At 58.2% G+C, this 22,075-nt stretch carries 18 protein-coding genes; 9 read left to right on the top strand and 9 right to left on the bottom strand.

Annotation, left to right across the window (positions count from 1 at the left end):
* Positions 1-266 precede the first annotated feature (266 nt).
* On the bottom strand, positions 267-2,456 hold the full coding sequence (gene katG, locus GGQ73_RS05760; protein WP_183894689.1) for a catalase/peroxidase HPI: 2,190 nt from the start codon (positions 2,454-2,456) through the stop codon (positions 267-269).
* Positions 2,457-2,656: 200 nt separating this feature from the next.
* Here katG and GGQ73_RS05755 point away from each other — a divergent pair, with 200 nt between their 5' ends.
* On the top strand, positions 2,657-3,565 hold the full coding sequence (locus GGQ73_RS05755) for a hydrogen peroxide-inducible genes activator (RefSeq protein WP_183894687.1): 909 nt from the start codon (positions 2,657-2,659) through the stop codon (positions 3,563-3,565).
* Between the two features lie 11 nt (positions 3,566-3,576).
* Here GGQ73_RS05755 and GGQ73_RS05750 read toward each other — a convergent pair whose 3' ends face one another.
* The 5 genes from GGQ73_RS05750 to GGQ73_RS05730 form a co-directional block, all read right to left on the bottom strand.
* Positions 3,577-3,897, bottom strand: coding sequence for a hypothetical protein (locus tag GGQ73_RS05750; protein WP_183894685.1), 321 nt, complete (start codon positions 3,895-3,897; stop codon positions 3,577-3,579).
* Positions 3,898-4,041: 144 nt separating this feature from the next.
* Positions 4,042-4,455 carry an 8-oxo-dGTP diphosphatase MutT gene (mutT, locus tag GGQ73_RS05745; RefSeq protein ID WP_183894683.1) on the bottom strand — a complete coding sequence of 138 codons (414 nt, stop codon included), beginning with the start codon at positions 4,453-4,455 and terminating at the stop codon, positions 4,042-4,044.
* Positions 4,455-5,225 carry a GNAT family N-acetyltransferase gene (locus GGQ73_RS05740; RefSeq protein WP_183894681.1) on the bottom strand — a complete coding sequence of 257 codons (771 nt, stop codon included), beginning with the start codon at positions 5,223-5,225 and terminating at the stop codon, positions 4,455-4,457. Before GGQ73_RS05740 ends, mutT begins: the two co-directional genes overlap by 1 nt.
* Positions 5,226-5,242: 17 nt before the next feature.
* The gene (gene argJ / locus GGQ73_RS05735) at positions 5,243-6,484 is read right to left on the bottom strand and encodes a bifunctional glutamate N-acetyltransferase/amino-acid acetyltransferase ArgJ (RefSeq protein ID WP_183894679.1); all 1,242 of its coding nucleotides are present in this window, start codon (positions 6,482-6,484) and stop codon (positions 5,243-5,245) included.
* Between the two features lie 77 nt (positions 6,485-6,561).
* Positions 6,562-7,446: a peptidylprolyl isomerase gene (locus GGQ73_RS05730; RefSeq protein WP_174156062.1), complete on the bottom strand. Its 885-nt coding sequence runs from the start codon at positions 7,444-7,446 to the stop codon at positions 6,562-6,564.
* Between the two features lie 241 nt (positions 7,447-7,687).
* Here GGQ73_RS05730 and secA point away from each other — a divergent pair, with 241 nt between their 5' ends.
* The 5 genes from secA to GGQ73_RS05705 all read left to right on the top strand — a co-directional run bounded on the left by secA (position 7,688) and on the right by GGQ73_RS05705 (position 14,547).
* Complete coding sequence (secA, locus tag GGQ73_RS05725) at positions 7,688-10,402, top strand: preprotein translocase subunit SecA (RefSeq protein ID WP_174156061.1); 2,715 nt, start codon at positions 7,688-7,690, stop codon at positions 10,400-10,402.
* A 263-nt stretch (positions 10,403-10,665) separates the two neighbouring features.
* Positions 10,666-11,553 (top strand): DMT family transporter, encoded by an 888-nt coding sequence (locus tag GGQ73_RS05720; protein WP_183894677.1) that lies wholly within the window; start codon positions 10,666-10,668, stop codon positions 11,551-11,553.
* A 208-nt stretch (positions 11,554-11,761) separates the two neighbouring features.
* Positions 11,762-13,039, top strand: a complete 1,278-nt coding sequence (locus tag GGQ73_RS05715) for a GNAT family N-acetyltransferase (RefSeq protein ID WP_183894675.1) — start codon at positions 11,762-11,764, stop codon at positions 13,037-13,039.
* A gap of 55 nt (positions 13,040-13,094) precedes the next feature.
* Complete coding sequence (locus GGQ73_RS05710) at positions 13,095-14,192, top strand: pyridoxal-phosphate-dependent aminotransferase family protein (RefSeq protein ID WP_183894673.1); 1,098 nt, start codon at positions 13,095-13,097, stop codon at positions 14,190-14,192.
* Between the two features lie 172 nt (positions 14,193-14,364).
* Positions 14,365-14,547 carry a hypothetical protein gene (locus tag GGQ73_RS05705; RefSeq protein ID WP_183894671.1) on the top strand — a complete coding sequence of 61 codons (183 nt, stop codon included), beginning with the start codon at positions 14,365-14,367 and terminating at the stop codon, positions 14,545-14,547.
* Between the two features lie 189 nt (positions 14,548-14,736).
* Here GGQ73_RS05705 and GGQ73_RS05700 read toward each other — a convergent pair whose 3' ends face one another.
* The 3 genes from GGQ73_RS05700 to GGQ73_RS05690 all read right to left on the bottom strand — a co-directional run bounded on the left by GGQ73_RS05700 (position 14,737) and on the right by GGQ73_RS05690 (position 18,168).
* Positions 14,737-15,924 carry a Gfo/Idh/MocA family protein gene (locus GGQ73_RS05700; RefSeq protein WP_183894669.1) on the bottom strand — a complete coding sequence of 396 codons (1,188 nt, stop codon included), beginning with the start codon at positions 15,922-15,924 and terminating at the stop codon, positions 14,737-14,739.
* A 17-nt stretch (positions 15,925-15,941) separates the two neighbouring features.
* Complete coding sequence (locus GGQ73_RS05695; protein ID WP_183894667.1) at positions 15,942-16,997, bottom strand: sugar phosphate isomerase/epimerase family protein; 1,056 nt, start codon at positions 16,995-16,997, stop codon at positions 15,942-15,944.
* Between the two features lie 97 nt (positions 16,998-17,094).
* On the bottom strand, positions 17,095-18,168 hold the full coding sequence (locus GGQ73_RS05690; protein WP_183894665.1) for an NAD(P)-dependent alcohol dehydrogenase: 1,074 nt from the start codon (positions 18,166-18,168) through the stop codon (positions 17,095-17,097).
* Between the two features lie 134 nt (positions 18,169-18,302).
* On the opposite strand from GGQ73_RS05690, the gene GGQ73_RS05685 reads away from it, so the two are divergent.
* From GGQ73_RS05685 to GGQ73_RS05675, 3 genes are all read left to right on the top strand, one after another.
* Positions 18,303-18,989 carry a superoxide dismutase gene (locus GGQ73_RS05685; protein WP_183894663.1) on the top strand — a complete coding sequence of 229 codons (687 nt, stop codon included), beginning with the start codon at positions 18,303-18,305 and terminating at the stop codon, positions 18,987-18,989.
* A 289-nt stretch (positions 18,990-19,278) separates the two neighbouring features.
* A complete protein-coding gene (locus tag GGQ73_RS05680; protein WP_174156052.1) occupies positions 19,279-20,880 on the top strand; it encodes an ABC transporter substrate-binding protein in 1,602 nt (533 codons plus the stop codon).
* 146 nt (positions 20,881-21,026) lie between these two features.
* On the top strand, positions 21,027-22,031 hold the full coding sequence (locus GGQ73_RS05675; RefSeq protein ID WP_183894661.1) for an ABC transporter permease subunit: 1,005 nt from the start codon (positions 21,027-21,029) through the stop codon (positions 22,029-22,031).
* The last annotated feature ends 44 nt before the right edge of the window (positions 22,032-22,075 follow it).

The raw sequence follows: 22,075 nt of genomic DNA, 5'->3' as shown, positions 1-22,075 counted from the left end.
ATCTCTTCAAAAACCTTATATCAGAACTTGATACAATACTCCCGCTGCGTTTTTTTTCAGTCGAGGTGTGGCGTGGCTGGAAACAGGAACAATAAGCGGCGCCTAATGTTAAAGACAGTGGCGCGTAACACCGGTTTACCCAATGTTTTTAAGGGGCGTTAGCAAATTCGGTAAAATATTTAGAAATGGTTTCAAAATTTAGAAGAACTATACACCGGGCGTGGCAGAGGCCACGCCCGGTTCTATCAGTAGTTCATATGAGTGTATCAGACCAGATCGAAACGATCGGCATTCATCACTTTGTTCCAGGCCGAAACGAAATCGTTCACGAACTTTGTCTTGGCATCAGAGGATGCGTAGACCTCCGACAAAGCACGAAGCTGGGAGTGCGAACCGAAGATCAGATCGACGCGGGTGCCCGTCCACCGAATCTCATTGGTGGTGCGGTCACGTCCCTCATAGACACCGTCCTTGCCGGAAACAGGCGCCCATTGCAGGTCCATATCCAGGAGGTTGACGAAGAAGTCGTTCGTCAGCGTTTCAGGACGACGGGTGAAAACGCCATGCTCGGTCTCGCCAACCTTCAGCACGCGGAGGCCACCGACCAGCACCGTCATTTCAGGGCCGGTCAGTTTCAGAAGCTGGGCGCGGTCCACAAGGGCTTCTTCCGGCTTCATGAACTGGTGGCGTGTCTTGCTGACATAGTTGCGGAAGCCGTCGGCACGAGGCTCGAGCGCCTCGAACGAATGCACATCCGTCTGCTCCTGCGAGGCGTCCGTGCGGCCAGGCGTGAACGGAACGGTGATATCATGCCCTGCGGCCTTCGCCGCCTTTTCGACACCGGCGGCACCCGCAAGCACAATGAGGTCGGCCAGCGATATCTTCTTGCCACCTGTCTGGCCAGCGTTGAAATCTGCCTGCACGCCTTCGAGAACGCTAAGAACCTTTGCCAGCTGTGTCGGCTGGTTGGCGTCCCAGTTCTTTTGTGGCTCCAGGCGAATGCGGGCACCATTGGCACCACCGCGCTTGTCGGAACCCCGGAACGAAGATGCGGAGGCCCAGGCCGTCGAAACCAGTTCCTGCACCGTCAGACCGGTGGCGAGAACCTTTGCCTTCAAGCTGGCAATATCGGCTTCGTCAACGAGCGGGTGATCGACAGGCGGAATGACGTCCTGCCAGATCAGGTCTTCGGCTGGCACTTCCGGTCCAAGGTAGCGAACCTTCGGCCCCATATCGCGGTGCGTCAGCTTGAACCATGCACGCGCAAACGCATCGGCGAACTGATCCGGGTTTTCGAGGAAGCGGCGGGAAATCTTCTCGTAAGCCGGGTCGAAACGCAGCGCCAGATCCGACGTCAGCATGGTTGGAAGATGCTTCCTGGATGGATCATAGGCATCCGGGATGGATGGGTCGGCATTCTTCGCCACCCATTGCTTGGCACCGGCCGGGCTCGTCGTCAGTTCCCATTCGAAAGCAAAGAGGTTTTCGAAGAAGAAGTTGCTCCACTGTGTCGGCGTCTGCGTCCAGGTCACTTCAGGACCACCGGTGATGGTGTCCTTGCCGATACCGGTGCCGAACTTGCTGTGCCAGCCAAGACCCTGCGCTTCAAGTTCGCCGCCTTCAGGCTCGGCACCGATCAGCGACGGGTCGCCTGCACCATGCGTCTTGCCGAAGGTGTGACCGCCTGCGATCAGAGCGACGGTTTCCTCGTCGTTCATCGCCATGCGGGCGAAGGTCGCGCGGATATCACGGGCAGAGGCCAGCGGGTCGGGATTGCCGTTCGGACCTTCCGGGTTGACGTAGATGAGGCCCATCTGCACGGCACCCAGCGGTTCGGCCAGTTCCCGTTCGCCGCTATAGCGTTCGTCACCCAGCCACGTGCCTTCAGGACCCCAGAACAGCTCTTCCGGCTCCCAGACGTCGGCACGACCGCCAGCAAAACCAAACGTCTTGAAACCCATCGATTCCAGAGCGACGTTACCGGTCAGGATCATCAGATCCGCCCAGGAAATGCTGTTGCCGTATTTCTGCTTGATCGGCCACAGAAGACGACGGGCCTTGTCGAGGTTGGCGTTATCAGGCCAGCTGTTCAGCGGTGCGAAACGCTGCTGACCGGCACCGGCGCCACCACGACCATCGGTAATGCGGTATGTGCCGGCACTGTGCCAGGCCATGCGGATGAAAAGACCGCCATAGTGACCGAAGTCGGCTGGCCACCAGTCCTGTGAGTCTGTCATCAATGCGTGCAGGTCGGCCTTCAACGCATCCAGATCGAGCGCCTCGAAGGCTTCTGCATAATCGAAGTCGGGTCCGAGCGGATCAGACAACGACGATCCATGGTGAAGGATCTGAATGTTCAGCTGGTTCGGCCACCAATCCCGGTTCGTACGAACGGATTTCGGCGTCTGGCCATGCGCAACAGGACATTGGCCTGCGCTATCGGTTTTCTGGTCCATTTTAGTCTCCATGTCACCTAATGAGTGGTCGATTTTAAAACAGGTCTGCAAAGCTAAAAATTGCAAAATGTCACTCAAACCGGATCGAGCCTTGAAAAATGTGCCCGACCGAGAAGAGATAACCTCTTCTCATAACCTTTTAACGACTAGCCGCCATAAATTTAAGTTGGATTTACTGATCGTTACGATAAGCTGCGGTTATGAAGAACATCACCCTGAAACAGCTTCGTTATTTTGAGGCGTTGGCTCGCCACAAGCGCTTCCGGATCGCCGCCGATGCCTGTGCGATTTCACAGCCTGCCCTATCGATGCAGATCAAGGAACTGGAACAGGAACTGGGTAACGATCTGTTTGAACGCAGCGCGCGCGAAATCAAGCTGACGACATTCGGCCAGGCCTTTGCCGTGCGCGTTCGCGACATTTTGCAGGGAATGGACGAACTGGGCGAACTGGCACGAACGTCGAGGAACTCGTTTCTGGTGCGGTTGCGCATCGGCGTCATTCCAACCGTCGCCCCCTACCTGCTGCCCACCATCATAAACGATCTGAACAAGGCGTTCGACGGAATAGAAATCCAGATCAGGGAAACCCAGACGGCAAAGCTCATCGAGGAACTCAAACAGGGTTCTCTCGATCTTGCCATCGTCGCTTTACCGATCTCTGAACCGTCAATGACGGAGTTGAAACTGTTCGACGAGGAATTCGTGCTCGTCCGCCGGAAGGAGGATGAGGGCAGGCCGGTGCCGGAACGTGCGACCCTGCCAAGGATGCGGCTTTTGCTTCTGGAGGAAGGGCACTGCTTCCGCGACCAGGCCCTGTCGTTTTGCCAGGTCGGCTCGACCCAGCCGCGTGAGGTCATGGAGGGCAGTTCGCTATCGACACTGGTTCAGATGGTCAGCGCCGGTATCGGCATCACGCTCATCCCGGAGATGGCGGTGCCCATGGAAACGCGCTCGGCGCAGGTTTCCGTGTCGCATTTCGAGGCACCCGCACCGGTTCGCTCGATCGGCATGATCTGGCGCAAGGCTACGCCGCTGGCCAAACAGCTTCTTCAAATTTCCGAGGTTATTCGTCAGTCAACAGAGCGCGTCAGGGCCGTATCGGTCTAAAGGAAACGCAATCAGCAATTTGGCGCGTTGGCATAGCCCTCAACGATGCAGCCGGAGCCAGGCATTGGCTGCGTGATGCTGCGACGAATGCTGTAGGTCTTCTTGGACGGCTCGCTGCGCTGGACAGATCCTGTGCTGAGCATATCGAAATTATCAGGCACCTGTGCAAAGCGCGCTGGCGGCATTTTGCCTGCAAGCATGGGAGTGACGATCAAGGACAGGGCAATCGCGATCATGCCAAACAGCAGTGCGACGTTCACGACGCCGATCCTGCGCGATTTCTCGGAATAGGTTTGACGGTCCTCTACGGTTTTCCAGAAATCCTCGTTCATGTCAGGCCTCGCTACGCGCCATTTACCAATTGTTCAGCCTGTGACGTTGACAGAGGGTGCTGAACGAAAGGTTAATGATGCCCTGTTTCGAGACACACGAAGCTGTGTAAATCGCGGATTTGCCGAATTATTCAGCTCTTACTGTTAGAGCAGGTCCTGAAGATACGGAATCAGCGGCTCGTCGGCAGGCGGCATCGGGTAATCACGCAAAGCCTGCGGCTTCACCCACTTGATGGCCTGCCCCTCCGCTCCGCGCGGAATGCCCTCGTAGCGACGGCAGACATACAGCGGCATCAGGAGGTGAAACGTCTCGTAGCTGTGGCTGGCGAAGGTCAGCGGCGCCAGACAGGCGACCTTCGTCTTGATGCCCAACTCTTCCTCGAGTTCGCGCACCAGCGTTTCCTCGGGCGTCTCCCCGCTTTCTACCTTGCCGCCGGGAAACTCCCACAGACCGGCCAGCGATTTGCCTTCGGGCCTTTGCGCCAGCAGGATGCGGCCATCCGTGTCGACAAGGGCACAGGCTGCGACGAGAAGAATATTTCGCCCGGCATCCGTCATCAGACAGCGTCCTTGCGCCAGTAACGGTAGGTATAGGCTGCCGAAAAGCCGAATTTCTCATACAGCGCGATTGCCTCGACATTGGTGGAAACAACCTGCAACCAGGCGGTCTTTGCACCGCTGATGCGCGCCCAGCGGAGGGCCGATGTGAGGATCTGCGTGGCGACGCCCTGCCGCCTGATTGATGCGGCGACCTCCAGCGATAGAATACCGGCCAGGTCATTGTCCTGAACGCAGATTACGGTCGCCTGCGGCTCGCCTTCCACCTCTTCCTTGGTGAACAGACCAAGGGTGGGCTTGATGGAAGTGACGATCTCGGCGATGGCGGAACGCAGCGATGGATCGTCGCCGCTGACCTTCAGGCTCGCCTCGACGAAACGACCGATGTCGTGGCTGGGCAGATGCGCGATCGTTTCGGGCAGTTCGGCGGATGCAATATCCGCGGTCATGACATCGACCTCTTCAAACACCGTCCAGCCGTCGTCGAACATGTGGGCGCGCAACTGGGGCGGCATCAATGTCGTTTCCCGCACGATCAATGGACGTCCGAAATCCTCGAAGCGCTTGCGGGCCTTTTCCAGCCGCTGATCGCAATTGCCATAATCCGATGGGTCGAGCGGCACGACGCAATTGATGCGCTTGGAGGGGTGCGATCCCGTCAGCCGTATTTGCCAGCTTCCGTCATAGAGCACGGAAGACGCGGGCCATGCCCGGAAGCTGACCGCCTCCAGACGGCGCACCAGGGGAAGATTGGCGGGAACACTGCGCATGTCGGATGTCTCCACCATCAGCTCCGGTAATCGCCGTTGATTTCGACATACTCCTTGGTCAGATCGCAGGTCCAGACCGTGGCAGTACCGCTGCCCAGACCAATATCGACCCTGACCGGAATATCCTGCTGTTTCATCACGGCGCTTGCATCGGCTTCCGAATAGTCAGCATCGCGCTCGCCGTTCACCGCCACACGCACACCGCCAAACCAGATGGCGAGCCGATCACGATCCGCCAGTTCGCCGGATTTGCCGACTGCCATCACAACGCGACCCCAATTGGCATCTTCACCGGCAACGGCCGTCTTGACCAACGGAGAGTTCGCGATGGAAAGCGCAATCGTCTTGGCTGCCGCATCGCTCTCTGCACCCGTCACGGTGATTTCAACCATCTTGCGCGCGCCTTCGCCATCGCGAACCACTTGCAGCGCCAGATCCTTCAACAGATCGTTCAAAGCATCACGGAAGGCAGAAAGTTTCGGATCGTCGGCATGCTCGATACGCGCCTGCCCGTCTTCACGGGCCGCACCCGTGGCAAACAGCATCAGCGTATCGGATGTGGACGTGTCGCTATCGACCGTGACAGAATTGAATGTGGGGCCGACTCCCGCCGCCAGCAAGGCCTGCAAGGCGGGCGCGGCGATATCGGCGTCGGTGACCACGAAGGACAACATCGTCGCCATATCGGGCGCGATCATGCCAGCGCCCTTGGCAATACCATTGATGGTGACGGTCACACCGTCGATCTGCGCCGTGCGTGTCGATACCTTGGGATAGGTATCGGTGGTCACGATCGCCTTGGCGGCGTCCTGCCAGAAGTCGCCTGTCGCTTCCTTGTTCATCTGGCCGAGAACGCCTGCGAACTTCGTCGCGTCGAGCGGCTCGCCGATGACGCCGGTTGATGCGAGAAACACTTCGCTGGTCGAGCATCCAACGGCTTCAGCGGCAGATTTTCCCGTCAACTCGGTGGCAGCCCGGCCCTTGACGCCGGTAAAGGCATTCGCATTGCCGGAATTCACCACAACGGCGCGGGCAATGCCGCCCGACAGGTTGGTACGGCAGAAATCCACAGGGGCGGATGGGCATTTCGATTTGGTGAAAACACCTGCGACTGCGGCAGGCTGATCGAACACCATCAGCAAAACATCGGTACGTCCCTTGTATTTGATGCCTGCGGCCGCCGTTGCCATTCGCACACCGCGAAGAGCGGGCATAGCGGGGTAGGATTTCGGAGCGAGTGGAGAAACGGCAGCGGACATGGGCGAGGAACCTGCATTTTTCGAAAAGGACGAAATGAAACAGGGCGGCTCATCGCCGCCCCGTAGAGTGCGGAGACTTACTGCTGCGCAGGTGCAGGTGGCTCGGCAGGGGCTTCTGCCTGCTGCTTGCTGGCTTCTTCGTAAGCCTTGCGCATGGCTTCGTCAGGAATGTCGATCTTCTGCTCGGCCTTCGCCTTTTCGATCAGAGCAACATACTTGTCGCGCATCACGAGCTGGCGGACCTGGGCTTCGACCTGCTCATAGGCTGGAGGCGGTGCAACGCGCTTGTCTTCCAGCTTGATGACATGGAAGCCGAACTGCGACTTTACGGGCTCCTTGGTGTAGGCGCCCTTTTCAAGCTTGAAGGCTGCCTCTTCGAATTCCGGAACCATGCGGCCCTTGCCGAACCAGCCGAGATCGCCGCCGTCATCCTTGTTGGAATCGGTCGACTTTTCCTTGGCCAGCGCTGCGAAATCCTTGCCGCCATCCAGCTGCTTGATCACATCCTTGGCTTCCTCTTCGGTCGCAACCAGAATGTGAGCAGCCTTGATTTCATCTTCCTTCGGAAGCGCAGCCACTTCCTTCTCGTAGCGTGCCTTGACCTCTTCATTGGTCACGGCATCAACAACGTGCTTGCGGAAATAGGCATTGTGCAATTCGCGATCGGTGATGAAGGCGAGACGCTTCTTGAAGTCTTCGGTCTTTTCGAGACCTTCGGCCGTCGCGTCCTTCACCAGAAGCTTAACGTCGATTGCCCCGGACAGAGCAGCAACCTTCTTTTGTTCTTCAGGAAGCTGGGCAAGCTGCGGATCGAGGTTGCTCATGGCAAGATCAAGTTCCGACTGGCGGATTTCGAGATCGCCGACCTTTGCGACAACGGCATCTTCCTGCGCGAAAGCAGGAAATTGGAGACCAAGCGTTGCTACGATGACAGCAGCCGCAATTCTATTATAGCGCAACATATTAAACCTTTCGGAGACAATGCCGGCTCCAGACGTGGTTTTCCGGCTGAAAAAACTTCCAAACACCGGAATGTGGCCATTCTGTAACGGGCAGAACCGTTGACATCATTTGCCCCCCCTCTTATCTGTCGCTCAACCTCGCGTCCAGATACGTTTAAGGGTCAAGTCTGTCATTTGTGCGTAAATGCGATGCCAGACCGCAATGCCTTGGCAAAACGGAATTTCAGAAAGGGCCACTAGGATGGTCAGTCTCGGCGGAATAGCCCGCAAGTTGTTCGGTTCGGCAAATGAGCGCCGTGTCCGCTCCTATCGTAGCAATATCACGGCAATAGGTGCACTCGAGGAAGAGATGAAGGCGCTCTCCGACGAGGCGCTGAAGGCAAAGACTGTCGAATTCCGACAGCAACTGGCAGATGGCAAAACGATCGACGACATTCTCGTTCCGGCCTTCGCCGTTGCACGCGAAGCCTCGCGCCGCGTTCTCGGCATGCGCCCCTTCGACGTTCAGCTCACGGGCGGCATGATTCTCCATTCCGGCGACATCGCCGAAATGAAGACGGGTGAAGGAAAGACACTTGTCGCGACCCTGGCCGTGTACCTCAATGCCCTTGAGAGCAAGGGCGTTCACGTGGTGACGGTCAACGATTATCTGGCACAGCGCGACGCCGCCACCATGGCGCGCCTCTACAGCTTCCTCGGCCTGACGACGGGCGTCATCGTCCACGGACTGGACGACGACCAGCGCCGCGAAGCCTATGCCTGTGACATCACCTACGCGACGAACAACGAACTCGGCTTCGATTATCTGCGCGACAACATGAAATACGAAAAGTCACAGATGGTGCAGCGTGGCCACCACTACGCCATCGTCGACGAAGTCGATTCGATTCTGGTGGACGAGGCGCGCACGCCGCTCATCATCTCCGGCCCACTGGACGACCGCTCCGATCTCTACAACACCATCGATGCCTTCATCCCGCTGCTGTCGCCGGACGATTACGAGATCGACGAGAAGCAGCGTTCGGCCAACTTCTCGGAAGATGGCACCGAAAAGCTCGAAAACCTGTTGCGCGATGCAGGCCTGCTCAAGGGCGAATCGCTCTACGACATCGAAAACGTCGCCATCGTTCACCACGTGAACAACGCGCTGAAGGCCCACAAGCTGTTTCAGCGCGACAAGGACTACATCGTCCGCAACGGCGAAATCGTCATCATCGACGAATTCACCGGTCGCATGATGCCGGGTCGTCGTTATTCGGAAGGCCAGCACCAGGCACTCGAAGCCAAGGAAAAGGTGCAGATCCAGCCGGAAAACCAGACGCTGTCGTCGGTGACCTTCCAGAACTATTTCCGCATGTACAAGAAGCTTGCCGGCATGACCGGGACGGCATCGACGGAAGCGGAAGAGTTCAACAACATCTACACCCTCGACGTGATCGAGGTTCCGACGAACCTGCCGATCCAGCGTGTCGATGAAGACGATGAGGTCTACCGGACCGGCGAAGAGAAGTTCAAGGCGATCATCGAACAGATCAAGGTTGCCCATGAGCGCGACCAGCCTGTCCTCGTCGGTACAACGTCGATTGAGAAGTCCGAACTTCTGGCCACCATGCTGCGTCAGTCCGGTTTTGAGAATTTCCAGGTTCTGAACGCTCGCTATCACGAGCAGGAAGCCTACATCGTCTCGCAGGCCGGCGTTCCCGGCGCGGTCACCATCGCCACCAACATGGCCGGTCGCGGTACCGACATTCAGCTCGGTGGCAACGTCGATATGCGCCTCGAGCGCGAGCTTGAAGGCGTCGAGCCTGGCGAAGAGCGCGACGCCATGGAACGGAAGATCCGCGAAGAGATCAAGGTTCTGAAGGACAAGGCGCTGGCAGCCGGTGGTCTTTTCGTCATCGCCACCGAGCGTCACGAGAGCCGCCGTATCGATAACCAGTTGCGTGGTCGTTCCGGCCGTCAGGGTGACCCCGGCCGCTCCAAGTTCTATCTGTCGCTTCAGGACGACCTGATGCGCATCTTCGGCTCCGACCGTATGGATTCGATGTTGCAGAAGCTTGGTCTCAAGGACGGCGAGGCGATCGTCCATCCCTGGATCAACAAGGCACTGGAGCGCGCCCAGAAGAAGGTCGAAGCCCGCAACTTCGAAACGCGCAAAAACCTTTTGAAATATGACGACGTTCTCAACGATCAGCGCAAGGTCATCTTCGATCAGCGTCTGGAGCTAATGGAAGCCGATAATATCGGCGAAACCGCTGCAGATATGCGCAACGAAGTCATCGAAGCGCTCGTCACCAAGCACGTCCCGGAAAATGCCTATGCGGAGCAGTGGGACATTGCTGGCCTCAAGGCAGGCCTTGAGCGCTTCCTCAACCTTGACCTGCCCGTCGACGCGTGGGCCAAGGAAGAAGGCATCGCCGAAGACGACATTCTGCAACGCATCACAGAGGCCGCAGACAAGACCATGACGGACAAGGCCGAGCGTTTTGGCCCCGAGGTCATGGTCTATGTCGAGCGTTCGGTCATCCTTCAGACGATCGACCATTTGTGGCGCGAACACATCGTCAACCTCGATCACCTGCGCTCCGTCGTCGGTTTCCGCGGTTATGCACAGCGCGATCCGCTGCAGGAATACAAGGCCGAAGCGTTCGAGCTTTTCCAGGCGCTGTTGTCCAACCTGCGTGAAGAAGTGACCGCCCAACTGATGCGCGTGGAACTGGTGCGCGATCCTCCGCAGCCTGAATTGCCCGAGATGACGGCCCATCACGTCGATCCGGTAACAGGCGAAGACGAGTTCGCCATGCAGGACGCGACCTCATCCGCAGCCTTCGTCCCGCCAGAACAGCGCGACCCGAACAATCCCGCCACATGGGGCAAGATCGGGCGCAATGAAGCCTGCCCTTGCGGCTCCGGAAAAAAATACAAGCACTGCCATGGTGTTTTCGATCAGGCTTGATCGAAACCCGCGCCGTGAAGCAATGAGACCCGCAAACAGTGTTTGCGGGTCTTTTCTTTGGGCCTGCCAATAACCTCTGCGCTTGCCCAAAAATGGTCACCCGGTTGGTCGTTCCAGTCTCTTACCAGGACGCGGTTTTGCGTCTAAAGAAGCGCAGTCTGCTTGTAGCCGGTCGCTTGGGCGAACCCACCACCATAAAATCCATTGACCCGTCGTCGGCGCTCTCGTAACGCTCGGCAAAGTTTCCATTCTGGACCAACCCCATGAAACCCGCAGAACTCGCCGCCTATACGTTTCTTGCCGTCGCATGGGGATTGTCGTTCATGCTGGTGCTGCACGTCGTGGCCGCTTTCGGCTGGATCGGCGCTGTGACATTGCGGTGTTTCATTGCCAGCTTCACACTGCTCATCATCGCGCGTGCGACCAAACGGAAGCTGAATTTCAGCGCCGGTTGGGGCGCATTTGCCGTTGTGGGTGCAACGACGGTTGCAGGCCAGCTCATCGGCCTCTCCTACGCCACGCCCATCATCGGCACCGCCATGGCCGCCATTCTGGTGGCGAGCATTCCCCTGTTTTCAATGCTGATCGGGCAACTCTGGGGCTTGGAAACAATCTCCTTGCAGAGCCTCGCCGGCATGGTGCTGGGCTTTGGCGGTATCGTTATTCTCGTCGGCTTCCCTGCCGTTCCGGCGACCCCGGCCTTTATTCTGGGATGCGCCATCTGCCTGATCGGCTGCATCTGCGCGGCATTCGGCAGCAATTATGCAAGCCGCTACCTGAAAGGATCAGGCGCGTGGGAAATCACGATCGGCGCGTTTATGGCCGGTGGCATCATGACGCTGCCTTTGCTGTTCCTCGTCCCTGTCCCCGCGACACCACGGCCGATTGATTTTGTCTCCCTTTTCGGGCTCGCCATCATCATGAGCGCGCTGACATACGTCACCTATTTCAGGCTCGTATCCCTCATCGGCGCAACCAAAACCATCAGCGTGGAGTTTGTGGTGACGGTCATTGCCGTGATTGTGGGTGCCGTGGTACTCGACGAGCCTCTGTCGCAGCTTCAATTCTTCGGTGCTGCGATCATTATTCTAGGTTGCGCCCTCGTCCTGGGCCTTTACCCGAAGCGCAGAATAACCCCTGCTCTTCCATAGACATGGCGCGGTTGCGTGTTTTGAAATAGGTTTGCATCGTATTTGGTTAAATGTGTTCACGTTTCGATGTATGATTGAAATCCTATAAGCAAAAGCTGATAGATATGATACGATCGGGCTCTCGCCCAAAAAGTTCATCCTGGCGGATGGGACACATGGAGCAGAGACGTGTCACGAACAGGCGTAGGAAAGACGGTTCAAGACGAGAATGGCAAGCGATCCGAACGATCCAGATATGCGAGATGACCGTTTCGCAAGATTGATAGCGAAAACAATGCCTGACCGTCCCGCCGCCGATAGCAGTGTTCGCGTGGGCCGTTCCGGGCGCGAATTCTGTATTTACCCTGCCCAGCTTGGATATGATCTCCAAGAGGAATTGGACTTTTTGTCGAACCGGGTCGTCGAGCCCAATATTTTCTTTACCGGTAAGCTGCTCGCACCGGCCATGCCCCGTGTCGATAACCGTGCCGTACGGTTTGCGCTGATGCGCGATGAAAACGGTATTCGCTCACGCATGCGTTTTCTCATGCCATTCACTGTCGAAAAGCCTGGCTTTTCGGTCGGACCTTCCATTTTGCGCGCATGGTCAAATCCATTCGGCCCGCTTGGCACGCCTCTTGTCGATTCTGAGGGAGCCGCCGAAACGATCGATAATCTGCTGGATGCACTGTCGCAGCCGGAACTGCGCCTGCCTAATGTTCTGGTGCTTCCAACCTTGCGGCTGGACGGAGCGTTTACGCGGATGATCAAGGCGATTGCGCTCAGCCGAAATCTGCCCTTGGCAACCGCTGAGCCCCATCGTCGCATGATGCTGGAGAGCCAGACTGACGCCACCCTGTATTTGCAAAATGTTCTGTCAGTCGGACAGTTGCAGGAGCTTCAAAGCCACTGGCAGCATCTTGAAAGCGTGGGCACCCTCACCCATGACATCGCCAGACAGCCCCAGGATATCAGGCTGCGCACGGAAGAGTTTCTCGCTCTGGAGGCGAGCGGCTCCAAAGGCCGGAAACGCTCGGCCCTTGTCAGTGACCGATATCGCGCAGCCTTTGCGCGTGAGGCCATCACCAATCTGGCAGAAGTCGATTCGGTCCGTATCCATACCGTCAACCTCAATGGCCAGGCCATCGCTTCCGCTGTCGTCTTCATGACCATGGGCGAAGCCTATGTCTGGAAGCTGGCCGTCGACGAACATTATTCGCGCCAATCCATTGAGCGGCTGCTGATGCAGAAGCTGACGGAATGGCATCTGGACGACGCCAACATCCTGCGCACCGACATCTGCGGAGCTGACGAAGGAAGCACGTTCAAAGGCTTCTGGGGCGAGTCCGCTGACATGGGGACACTCGTCATCGGTCTGGCGCAAAACAGCGACCGCGACGTTCGGCAGGTGGCAGCGCAGGTCCATATGTATCGCAACACCCGAAATCTCGCCAAAGTTCTGCGCGAGCGCATCATGTCGATTGGCCGCAAAAGCACCGGGGACTGACGGATCGGCACGGTCATCGCAACGCCACCCCCGTGTACTGACAGAGAACTCGACCATGCCCCATCGTGACTGGAGCCACCTTCTCGATATTCCCTCCTTTCCGCCGGACCGTTACGCCCATCTGGCAGACAGACTGGGCGCGCTGATCGGCACGACAAACGATGTGCTGCTGATCCAGGCGGAAGCCGTTCTGGCTCTGGAAGCGGTCGCTGCCAGCCTCGCACATTCCGGCCTCAAGGCCCTCAACATTGTGACCAGCCCTTACGGAACATGGTTCGGGACGTGGCTTAAGCGCGGCGGCGCCCATGTCATCAACCTCATCGCGGAGCCGGCCCTGCCCATCACGCTGGACGCGGTCACCCGCGCGATAGATGACAATCCCGATATCGCAATGCTCTCGCTCGTCCACGCGGAATCGGCCAGCGGTATTCTCAACCCGCTGGAAGAGATCATCGCCTATGCCCGAGAGCGCGGGATCCTCACCATCGTCGATGCCGTAGCATCCGTTGGAGGCCACGCACTGGACGTGGATGGTCTGGGCATCGATATCGCCGTCATCGGCCCACAAAAGGCCCTGGCGGGAACGGCTGGCCTATCGGCCATTTCCGTCAGTCGGATGGCGTGGGATCATCTTCATCATGCCGCCGCCCCTCGCCTGTCCATGCTGTCATTGCTCGACCAGAAAGACATGTGGATAGACACCGGACGTCACGTCTTGCCCGGAACACCGGTAGCGCTGGAGTTCTTCGCCTTGCAGGCAGCGCTCGACCGCATAGAGGCCGAGGGCATGGAGCCGTTGCAGCGACGTCACGAACGGGCAAGAGATGCCACACGCGCCGGACTTCGGGTCCTCGGCGCGAAACTTTGGGTGCAGGAGCAATCCGCATCGGCGCTTGTCACCACGGCTCTGCTTCCCCCTGATGTGGCCCGCGATGCCTTCATTTCCCGCCGCAAAATCGCCGGTGCGGATATGACGGCGGGCGTCGGTCCTGGCACGGAGCGCCTCGTCCGTCTCAATCACACCGGACGGCGCGCCACCGAAGAGGCAATTCTGGCAAACCTCACGGCGTTCTCACAGGCGCTGGAAGCTCACGGACATGCCAGCGATCTCGACAACGCCTTGAAGACCGCTGCCGATATCTACCGCCGCTGAACCCGGCCTTTGTCCGCGAGAAATAAAGCCGCGCATAAGCGCCCTTTGCAGAAACGAATCTTCCAAACACACACTTGCGCTTAAAAGACTAATTCCCTTGGCAATCTTGACGAAAACGTGGCAACGCGCGAAACTTTACGCCTCGTTAAATATTGTGACAATGAGGGACAAAATGGTAGCTGGCTTCAATATGCTTTCCTTCGACCTGTTCGGTCTAGGTCGCAAGGCGCAGGAAGAAAAACTGAAACGTGACAGCGGCTCGACACAGGAGCCGAGGGTCAAGGATGATTCCGAGCAGCACGACCGCGATCAGGAACACGAGTTGTTCTTCTGGTCGCTCTATCCGGTGATTTAGAGCGCTTTATTGCGATTGTCGCGAGGCTAGAGCGTTTCCTTGTTAACTGGAAACGCTATAGCGGGTGTGGCTCCCCTCACCTCTGCCCTGCCGGTCAATCTCCCCACTGTGGGGAGATGTCCGGCTGGATAGAGGGGCGAGCCACACCCGACGCTCGCTGCGACGTTTATGGCACCAAGCCCACTCGCGTCACACCTTCACCCATCCACCATTCTGCTTTGACGACTCAATACACGCCGCGACAAAGGCGACACCCTTCACGCCATCGTCAATGGTCGGGTACACGACGGCACTATCCAGCGCTGTTCCCTTGCTGCGTGCCTCGATGGCATTCGCCGCCTCGGTGTAGATCGTTGCGAAGGCTTCGAGGTAGCCCTCGGGGTGGCCGGACGGGATGCGGCTGACCCGGGCGGCGGCGGCGCCGGAGCCGGCTCCACCACGGGTGATCAGTTGCTTCGGCTCACCCAGCTTCGTGAACCACAGATAATTCGGATCGGCTTGCGTCCATTCGATGCCCGCCTTTGTGCCATAGACGCGCACCTTCAGGCCGTTCTCGTGACCGACCGCCACCTGGCTACACCACAGAAGGCCCTTGGCAGGCATCTTGCCGCCATTTGCCTTGAAGCGCAGCATCACGTGGGCATTGTCATCGAGACGACGACCGTCCACGAAGGTATGGACATCGGCTGCCAGTTCGTTGACCTCAAGCCCGGAAATGAAACACCCGAGATTGTAAGCGTGTGTGCCGATATCGCCCGTCGATCCGCCTGCACCCGATTGCGCCGGATCGGTGCGCCACACGGCCTGCTTGGCACCCGTCTGCTCCACCGGTTCCGCCAGCCAGTCCTGCGGATACTCCATCTGCACCAGCCTGATATCACCAAGTTCGCCGCTTTCCACCAGTTCCCGTGCATGTCGCACCATCGGGTAGCCGGTGTAGTTGTGGGTCAGCACGAAAAGCGCGTTGGCCTTGTCGGCAACGTCCTTCAGCTTCTTGGCGTCGTCCAGATTGGAGGTCAGCGGCTTGTCGCAGATGACGTGGATGCCGCGTTCCAGAAATGCTTTTGCAGCCGGATAATGGACATGGTTGGGCGTGACGATGGAAACGGCCTGGATGCCATCAGGGCGCGCCGCTTCGCTTGACGCCATCTCCTCGAAAGAGCCGTAGCAGCGGTCCTCATCGAGACCCAGTTCCAGACCGGATGCCCTAGACTTTTCAGGCGTGGACGACAGGGCGCCAGCCACCAGTTCAAATCGGTTATCCAACCGTGCCGCCATACGGTGCACACCGCCGATGAACGCGCCGGAGCCACCGCCCACCATGCCGAGGCGAATGCGGGCATTGGCCTTGTCGGTCGTTTTTCCTTCGATCGTCATTGTATCTCCTCGGATTTTTATGAAAGGCCGAGCATGCGGCGGTTGGCGGCATCGTCTGTGCCCGATGATGCGAAGTCGTCGAAGGCTTTTTCGGTCACGCGGATGATATGTGCCTTGACGAATTCAGCACCCTCGGCAGCGCCGTCTTCGGGATGTTTCAACGCGCATTCCCATTCGACCACAGCCCAGCCATCGAAGTCATTGGCGGCCATTTTCGAGAAGACCGCGCCGAAATCCACCTGCCCATCGCCCGGCGAGCGGAAGCGCCCGGCCCGCCCGACCCAGCCCTGATAGCCGCCGTACACGCCCTGGCGTCCTGTCGGATTGAACTCCGCATCCTTCACGTGGAACATCTTGATGCGGTCTTTGTACATGTCGATATTGTCGAGATAATCCAGGCATTGCAGCACATAATGCGAGGGATCGTAGAGCATGTTGGCGCGGCTGTGGTTCTTGACCCGCTCCAGAAACATCTCGAAGGTCACACCGTCATGCAGGTCTTCGCCGGGGTGAATTTCATAGCAAACGTCGACGCCCTGCTCATCGGCATAATCGAGAATCGGCGTCCAGCGCTTGGCAAGCTCGTCAAAGGCGGCTTCCACCAGACCGGCAGGCCGCTGCGGCCACGGGTAAATGAAAGGCCATGCCAGAGCGCCGGAAAATGTACCATGGGCGTTCAGCCCAAGATTGCGCGATGCCTTCAACGCAAACTTGACCTGCTCCACCGCCCATTCCTGCCGCGCCTTCGGGTTGCCACGCACTTCCGGTGCCGCAAAACCATCGAAAGCCTCGTCATAGGCCGGATGCACCGCCACAAGCTGTCCCTGCAAGTGGGTAGCAAGCTCGGTCACCTCGACGCCGTTCTGGCGCGCGACACCGGCAAACTCGTCGCAATAATCCTTGGATTCCGCTGCCTTCTTCAGGTCGATCAACTGTCCGGCCCAGGTGGGAACCTGCACGCCGAGATAACCCTTTTCCGCCGCCCATTTGGTAATGCCATCCCACGTGTTGAACGGCGCGGCATCGCCTGCGAACTGACCGAGAAAAAGCGCCGGTCCCTTGATCGTCTTCATGAATTTCTCCTCCTGCATCGATACAGTTGAGCGGTTTGAGCCTCCGTCCGCCAACGGTGCTCAAGCTAACCGCTGATAAATTTCGTGCAACCCTCAATCATCCCTGCGGCATAAGAATTTGCATCTTCACTTCGCCGGCAGGCGCTGAGGCGGCGATATCGAAAGCCTCGATGCTGTCTTTAAAATCGAAAGTGCGGGTGATCAGTGGGGAGACATCGATGGCGCCCGACGCCAGCATGTCGACACAGCGACCGAAGACATTGGCGTAGCGGAAGACGTGCTCAACGCGGGCTTCACGGATTTGCGCGGCCACCACATCATAGGCCACCAGCTTCGTCGGCATGCCGACGAAAACCACCGTTCCGGCAGGACGCAGGGGTTCGAACACGCGAGTAATCGCCGCTTCGGCACCCGAGCATTCGAAAATCACGTCCGCACCCCAGCCGTCGGTCGATGTCAGCACCTGCTCGGCAAGATTCTGCTCGCGAACATTAACGGTTTCCACGGCCCCGAGGCCGCGCGCCATATCCAGCTTTACCGGATCGACATCGGACACGATGACGCGGGCGCAACCGGCTGCAAGCGCTGCCAGCACGGTGACGAGGCCGATCGGACCGGCCCCGATAACGACGGCGATATCGCCCGGCTTGACCTTGGCCTGCGTTGCCGCCTGCACGCCGACGGCCAAAGGCTCCACCATCGCACCGGCTGCAAATGATACATTATCGGGCAGCTTGAAGGTGAAGGCGGCGGGGTGAACGACGGATGCCCGCAGCACGCCATGCACCGGCGGCGTCGCCCAGAAGCGCACGGCCGGGTCGAGATTGTAATGGCCGATGCGGCTGGCGCGGCTGATCGGGTCCGGGATGCCGGGTTCCATGCACACCCGGTCGCCAACAGCGAGATGTTTCACCTCCGGACCAATCTCCGTGACGGTACCCGATGCCTCATGGCCGAGTATCATCGGCTCGCGCACCACGAAATTGCCGATGGCACCATGCGTGTAATAATGCACGTCGCTGCCGCAGATACCCACGGTGTGGATGGCGATGCGCACATCATGCGGCCCGACCTGCTCGTCCAGAGGAAAGGGGCGCAGCGACAACTTGCCCAGCTCTTCCAGAACGAGCGCGCGCTCTTCACCCGCGGCGGATTTTCCCTGTGATGACATACGGTCCTCCTAGACCTTCAACGGCAAATTTGCGGTAACAAAACCGGGAACGGCATCAATAAGCAAGGTCGAAAAGAAACTTTTCCCGCTCCAGCCGGTTTGCATCTCTTGGATATCAACCGGGAGAATAAGACATGTTAATGACCCGACGCGCCGTCATGGCCGCCACCGCAGCAACGGCTGCCGCAGCCACGCTTTCCGCGCCATCGATTGCAAGTGCGGCGCTTCCCTTCAAACAGCCCGCTTTGCCCTTCGCCGAAGACGCGCTGGCCCCGACAATTTCCGCAAAGACCCTTTCCCTGCACTACGGCAAGCACCACAAGGCCTATTTCGACAAGCTGAACACGCTGGCCAAGGGCACCCCTTACGCCGACATGGAGCTTGAGGAGATCGTGAAGGCCTCTGCCGGCAAGACCGCAGACAAGAAGATCTTCAACAACGCCGCACAGGCCTGGAACCATGTCGCTTACTGGGAGCAGTTCACGCCCGGTGGCCCGAAACGCCCGGAAGGCAAGGCCGCAGACGAGATCATGTCCGCGTTCGGCGATTACACCAAATTCATCGAAAAGGCCGCTGCCACATCGGATGAAGTCTTCGGCACCGGCTGGGTCTGGTTGACGCGTGACGACGCCAACAAGCTAGCGCTCGTCGGCTATGAGGACGGCAACAACCCGGTGGCCGTAGGACGACCTGCTTATCTCGGCATCGATATCTGGGAACACGCCTATTACGTGGATTACGAGAACCGCAAACCGGAGCACATCAAGGCTGTGCTGGAGAATCTCGTCAACTGGCGGGTCGTGGCCGACAAGATGGCTTGAGTGTAACAAGAAAAGCTGGTTCATTGCCAAGGCGTCCCGAAATATCGGGGCGCCTTTTTTGCTGCCCATCGCGTGGGAAGAAAAGCATCACCTTTTCCAGCTTTCCAAGACAATCATTCTAATTCCTTCGCCTAAATTAGTATCAAAATCGCGCCACGTTGAACTTTTGATCAAAAACCTCTGAATTCGCGCGGTCTGCCCGCTTGAGTATGTGCAAAGTTTCTTATAACCACGGTGCACGGTAGTCGCAGAATAAGCGAGCCGGATACAAAAATTGGGAGCTCCATTGATGAGATATAAACTTGGCCTAATCGCTGCAGCCTTGCTTTCAGCGACGTGCTTTGCGCCCGCCGCTGCAAGCGCTAAGACATTCGTCTATTGCTCGGAAGGTTCGCCAGAAGGTTTCGATCCGGGCCTCTACACCGCCGGTACCACGTTCGATGCTTCGGCCCACACCGTCTACAGCCGCCTGCTGGAATTTGAAAAGGGCACCACCAAGCCTGTTCCAGGTCTTGCCGAAAGCTGGGAAGTTTCCGAAAACGGAACGGTCTACACCTTCAAGCTCCGCAAGGGCGTGAAGTTCCAGACCACCGAGTTCTTCACTCCGACGCGCGAACTGAACGCCGATGACGTTGTTTTCTCCATCGAGCGCCAGATCAAGACAGACAATCCATGGCACCAGTATGTTGCAGGTACGTCCTGGGAATATGCGGAAGGCATGGGCTTCCCCAAGCTGATCAAGTCGGTCGAAAAAGTCGATGACATGACGGTCAAGTTCACTCTGAACCGCCCTGAAGCTCCATTCCTCGCCAATCTTGCCATGCCATTCGCTTCGATCATGTCGAAGGAATACACCGACAAGCTGGCTGCCGAAGGCAAGCAGGCGCAGTTGAACCAAATGCCGGTCGGTACCGGTCCCTTCGCCTTCGTCGCCTACCAGCAGGATGCCGTCATCCGCTTCAAGGCCAACAAGGATTATTGGGGCGGCGCGCCAAAGATCGACGATCTCGTTTTCGCCATCACAACCGATGCTGCCGTTCGTTTCCAGAAGCTGAAGGCCGGCGAATGCCACCTGATGCCTTACCCGAACGCTGCCGACGTCAAGTCGATGAAGGAAGACAAGACCCTGACGGTCATGGAGCAGGAAGGCCTCAACGTCGCCTACCTCGCCTACAACACCACACAGGCTCCTTTCGACAAGCCGGAAGTGCGCATTGCACTGAACAAGGCCATCAACAAGAAGGCCATTGTCGACGCCGTGTTCCAGGGCATGGCAACACCGGCCAAGAACCCTCTGCCACCGACCATGTGGTCCTACAACGACAAGGTGGAAGACGACACCTACGATCTGGAAGCAGCCAAGAAGATGCTGACGGACGCAGGCGTCAAGGACCTGTCGATGAAGGTCTGGGCAATGCCGGTTTCGCGCCCTTACATGCTCAACGCCCGCCGCGCTGCCGAAGTCATTCAGTCTGATTTCGCCAAGATCGGCGTCAAGGTCGAGATCGTTTCCTACGAATGGGCCGAATATCTCGACCGTTCGAAGGCAAAGGACCGTGACGGCGCCGTGTTCCTCGGCTGGACCGGTGACAATGGTGATCCGGACAACTTCCTCGACACGTTGCTGGGTTGCGATGCCGTGGGTGGCAACAACCGCGCTCAGTGGTGCGACAAGGACTTCGACGCTCTCGTGAAGAAGGCCAAGATCACCACCGATCAGGCTGAACGCACGAAGCTTTACGAAGAAGCTCAGGTCGTCTTCAAGAAGCAGGCTCCTTGGGCCACCATCGACCACTCCCTGTCCGTCGTTCCGATGCGCAAGGAAGTCACTGGTTTCGTCCAGAGCCCACTGGGTGACTTCACGTTCGAAACCGTGGATATTGCCGAGTAACAGGCAAAAGCATAAAACATGCCGCGCGTCTTGATCCAAGGCGCGCGGCATGTGCGTTATGCACCCTCCCCGATAACAAGAAGCAGACCGAAAAGGTCGCTACTACCAGCGCATAGGTTCCAGGCGGAACAGATCGAAGGTTTTTCATGATTGGCTTTCTCGTGCGGCGCATCGCCGTGCTCATCCCGACCTTCATCGGGGTCTCTATCATCGCGTTCCTGTTCATCCGGCTTCTGCCGGGTGACCCCGTTGCCCTTCTGTCAGGCGAACGCGTCATGTCGCCGGAGCGGCATGCGCAGATCAGCGCGGCACTGGGCATGGACCGCCCCATGATCATCCAGTATCTGGATTACCTCAAGGGTATCCTAATGGGTGATTTCGGTACATCCATCGTCTCCAAGACGCCGATCCTCACGCAGTTCAAGGCGCTGTTCCCCGCAACCGTGGAACTCTCCTTCTGCGCCATGATCATCGCCATCGCCATCGGCATTCCAGCGGGCATAATCGCTGCCATCAAGCGTGGATCGGCCTTCGATCAGGGCCTGATGGGCGTGGCACTCGTCGGTTATTCCATGCCGATCTTCTGGTGGGGACTTCTGCTCATCATCCTGTTCTCCGGCATCCTGCAATGGACACCGGTATCGGGTCGCATCTCGCTGATGTTCTACTTTCCGTCCGTTACCGGCTTCATGCTGATCGACTCGCTGCTCTCGGGACAGAAAGGCGCTTTCACGTCGGCGCTCAGCCATCTCATTCTGCCGTCCATCGTGCTGGCCACCATTCCGCTGGCCGTCATCGCGCGCCAGACACGCTCTGCCATGCTGGAAGTGCTGTCGGAAGATTACGTTCGCACCGCCCGCGCCAAGGGTCTCGCACCCTTCCGCGTCATCGGCATCCATGCGCTGCGCAATGCGATGATCCCCGTCATCACCACCATCGGTCTTCAGGTCGGCGTCATGCTGGCCGGTGCCATCCTCACCGAGACGATCTTCTCCTGGCCGGGCATCGGCAAGTGGATGGTCGATAGCGTCTTCCGCCGCGATTACCCTGTCATTCAGGGGGGTCTCCTGCTGATTGCGGGCATCATCATGGTTGTCAACCTCATCGTTGACCTCCTGTATGGCCTTATCAATCCGCGCATCCGGCATTAAGTGAGAGGATCGTTTCATGGCCGATACCACCATTACCAAAACAG

Origin of the sequence: Rhizobium skierniewicense (genome assembly GCF_014196515.1) — a bacterium.
GTDB lineage: Bacteria > Pseudomonadota > Alphaproteobacteria > Rhizobiales > Rhizobiaceae > Agrobacterium > Agrobacterium skierniewicense.
This window is presented reverse-complemented; position numbering and strand designations above follow the sequence as displayed.

Bases quoted from the DNA above. Each gene is read 5' to 3' on its own strand.
- katG (WP_183894689.1), bottom strand. From the start codon at position 2,456: ATGGACCAGAAAACCGATAGCGCAGGCCAATGTCCTGTTGCGCATGGC.
- GGQ73_RS05755 (WP_183894687.1), top strand. From the start codon at position 2,657: ATGAAGAACATCACCCTGAAACAGCTTCGTTATTTTGAGGCGTTGGCT.
- GGQ73_RS05750 (WP_183894685.1), bottom strand. From the start codon at position 3,897: ATGAACGAGGATTTCTGGAAAACCGTAGAGGACCGTCAAACCTATTCC.
- mutT (WP_183894683.1), bottom strand. From the start codon at position 4,455: ATGACGGATGCCGGGCGAAATATTCTTCTCGTCGCAGCCTGTGCCCTT.
- GGQ73_RS05740 (WP_183894681.1), bottom strand. From the start codon at position 5,225: ATGCGCAGTGTTCCCGCCAATCTTCCCCTGGTGCGCCGTCTGGAGGCG.
- argJ (WP_183894679.1), bottom strand. From the start codon at position 6,484: ATGTCCGCTGCCGTTTCTCCACTCGCTCCGAAATCCTACCCCGCTATG.
- GGQ73_RS05730 (WP_174156062.1), bottom strand. From the start codon at position 7,446: ATGTTGCGCTATAATAGAATTGCGGCTGCTGTCATCGTAGCAACGCTT.
- secA (WP_174156061.1), top strand. From the start codon at position 7,688: ATGGTCAGTCTCGGCGGAATAGCCCGCAAGTTGTTCGGTTCGGCAAAT.
- GGQ73_RS05720 (WP_183894677.1), top strand. From the start codon at position 10,666: ATGAAACCCGCAGAACTCGCCGCCTATACGTTTCTTGCCGTCGCATGG.
- GGQ73_RS05715 (WP_183894675.1), top strand. From the start codon at position 11,762: ATGGCAAGCGATCCGAACGATCCAGATATGCGAGATGACCGTTTCGCA.
- GGQ73_RS05710 (WP_183894673.1), top strand. From the start codon at position 13,095: ATGCCCCATCGTGACTGGAGCCACCTTCTCGATATTCCCTCCTTTCCG.
- GGQ73_RS05705 (WP_183894671.1), top strand. From the start codon at position 14,365: ATGGTAGCTGGCTTCAATATGCTTTCCTTCGACCTGTTCGGTCTAGGT.
- GGQ73_RS05700 (WP_183894669.1), bottom strand. From the start codon at position 15,924: ATGACGATCGAAGGAAAAACGACCGACAAGGCCAATGCCCGCATTCGC.
- GGQ73_RS05695 (WP_183894667.1), bottom strand. From the start codon at position 16,997: ATGAAGACGATCAAGGGACCGGCGCTTTTTCTCGGTCAGTTCGCAGGC.
- GGQ73_RS05690 (WP_183894665.1), bottom strand. From the start codon at position 18,168: ATGTCATCACAGGGAAAATCCGCCGCGGGTGAAGAGCGCGCGCTCGTT.
- GGQ73_RS05685 (WP_183894663.1), top strand. From the start codon at position 18,303: ATGTTAATGACCCGACGCGCCGTCATGGCCGCCACCGCAGCAACGGCT.
- GGQ73_RS05680 (WP_174156052.1), top strand. From the start codon at position 19,279: ATGAGATATAAACTTGGCCTAATCGCTGCAGCCTTGCTTTCAGCGACG.
- GGQ73_RS05675 (WP_183894661.1), top strand. From the start codon at position 21,027: ATGATTGGCTTTCTCGTGCGGCGCATCGCCGTGCTCATCCCGACCTTC.